General features: G+C 71.4%; 1 protein-coding gene. It reads right to left on the reverse strand.

Features of this window, described 5'->3' with window-relative positions:
* Positions 1-90 precede the first annotated feature (90 nt).
* Positions 91-816, reverse strand: coding sequence for a bifunctional DNA primase/polymerase (locus AB8Z75_RS34135; RefSeq protein ID WP_369208902.1), 726 nt, complete (start codon positions 814-816; stop codon positions 91-93).
* Positions 817-2,055: the final 1,239 nt, after the last annotated feature.

The following is a 2,055-nucleotide window of genomic DNA, read 5'->3' on the forward strand; positions in this document are numbered from 1 at the left end:
CATGTACCCGTGGCCACCCGGCGGCCCCGCAGCCGCGCGGCCCCGCAGCCCCGCAGCCCCGCGGCCCCGCTCGACCACCAGCCCCGGTACTCAGTACGCCAGTCGACTGCCCGTGTCCGGAGTCGCGGCGCTCTCCTCGACGAGGACGTCCAGCAGTGTCTCCATCCGGGGCAGCCACGGCCGGCCGTCCGTGCCCGTCTCGGGTTCTCGCTCCCAGCGGGCCTTGCCGGTTCCGGTGAGCGTGCCGGGCAGGGCCACGTAACCGCCCCCGCCGTGGAACCGCAGGGAGCTGGGCACCCGGTCCTGGGCGTACAGCAGTTCGCCCAGCTCCTCGAGCGCGTAGGGCTCGACCAGTACGGAGAAGCGGGTGGGCGTCGCGATCACCGGGCCGACGCGGACACCCGCACCGTCGAAGGTGGCCAGGGCGCGCGCCCCGGCGACCGCCGGCAGGCTCATCGCGCACGGTGCCGAGCCGCCGGTCGCCAGGATCACGGGGGCCTCGGGCCGGTTGGTCCACCACCAGCGGACCATGGCCTCATCGGTCGTGGCCGCCAGCAGCACGGGGTCGAAGGGGTGTGCGCCCGGCACCACGCACTCCGGATCGCGGCACGCGCAGACGGCGGCCTCGCCCCGGCCCCCACTGGAGGCGAGGGCGGCTCCCGGGACGACGGGCCACTGCCACTCGGTGGCCGCTGTCAGCGCCGTGCTCCGCATCGGTGACCGGTGGGTATTCCGTCCGGACCGCGCCCGAAACCGTCGGCCCTGGAGCTGTCCCCAGGCCCGGAGGGAGCGTCGCCTTCCGAGGATCTCGCGCATGAGCGCTCGTTCCTTTCCGTGAACGCCGAACAACGCCTACAAAGCAAACAACGCCTGTTACGCAAACAAAGTGAACAACGGCAACCGGCCGAACGGACGGGACCGACGGGACGACGGGAACGACTCGCCTGACCGAACGCCAACTGACCGTGCCGACCGATCTCCCAGCTCAGTGCGTGTCGTGAACCTTGGTGACCGTGCGTGTCTGGCAGTGCATCGTGCTGCGGGCCCGGCGCGGAACGTGGGCGGGGTGACGGGCGCACGGCGTGCGTACCGCGGACTGTCACCTGCGCCGATGGTGCTCGTACTTGCTCGTCGCGCGCCGCGAACCTCCCCCGGCCCTCGGCCGGAAGGGACCCCGGCATCCGCTCGTACCGCGTCCGTGCTGCCTGTGCAATCCCGCGACTGGTGCGATCCCGCGAAGAGGAGCGGGGCGGGCCCCGCTGCCCCCTAGGACGCGATGTCTTCCCACAGGGTTCCGTACCCGCAGCTGCGGTGCCAACGCGCTGCCGAATGGCCTCAGTCGACAGCAGTATGCACGTCAGGTGAGCGATTTTCCGCCAATCTTTCCACCGTACGGCCTGCCCCCGTGAGACGCGCCGCCCCTGCGGACATGCTCGGCCTCGCAGCGCACGTACTGGACATGCCCCAACAGCATGTGTACATGTAGGGGCATTGATAGCGGAGCAACATGACATGGGGGTTTGCGATGCTATTGGACCTGTTTCTCCACCTTCCGGGTCGCTGCCCATGACCTCTCCGCACCTGCCGAAAGTGGCTGGAATCGAACCAGCGGTTTCCTCGAATTCCCCGACGTCCCCTGCTTCCCCGACGTCCCCTGCTTCGTCGGCACCCGCCGAACCCTCGGCCTCCGCACCAGCCGCTTCCACAGCGCCCTGGGGCCCCACCTCGCCAGGGACGGCGCCACCGCCACCGGACGCGCGCTCCGCACAGGGGAACCCGCCCGAGGCGAACCCCGGCTCTCCCGCGGACCGCAAACGGATCTGCGATCTGTCCTGTCTGCTCGATCTGACCACCCGCCTCGCACGCACCGACCACTTCGACGCCGCGTTGCGCGAGACACTGCGGGCCGGCGGCACCCTGCTCGGCGCCCCGCGCGGCCTGGTCGTCCTGGAACCCGGCACGCACCCCGGCGCCGCCCACGGGCCGGTTCCCGAACAGGCCGTCGGCCTGGGCCTGGGCCGCGCCGAAATGGGCGAACTGGAGACCGTCCCCGCC

The sequence above is a fragment of the Streptomyces sp. PU-14G genome, from assembly GCF_041028275.1.
In the GTDB taxonomy this organism is placed as follows: Bacteria; Actinomycetota; Actinomycetes; order Streptomycetales; family Streptomycetaceae; genus Streptomyces.

Bases quoted from the DNA above. Each gene is read 5' to 3' on its own strand.
- AB8Z75_RS34135 (WP_369208902.1), bottom strand. From the start codon at position 816: ATGCGCGAGATCCTCGGAAGGCGACGCTCCCTCCGGGCCTGGGGACAG.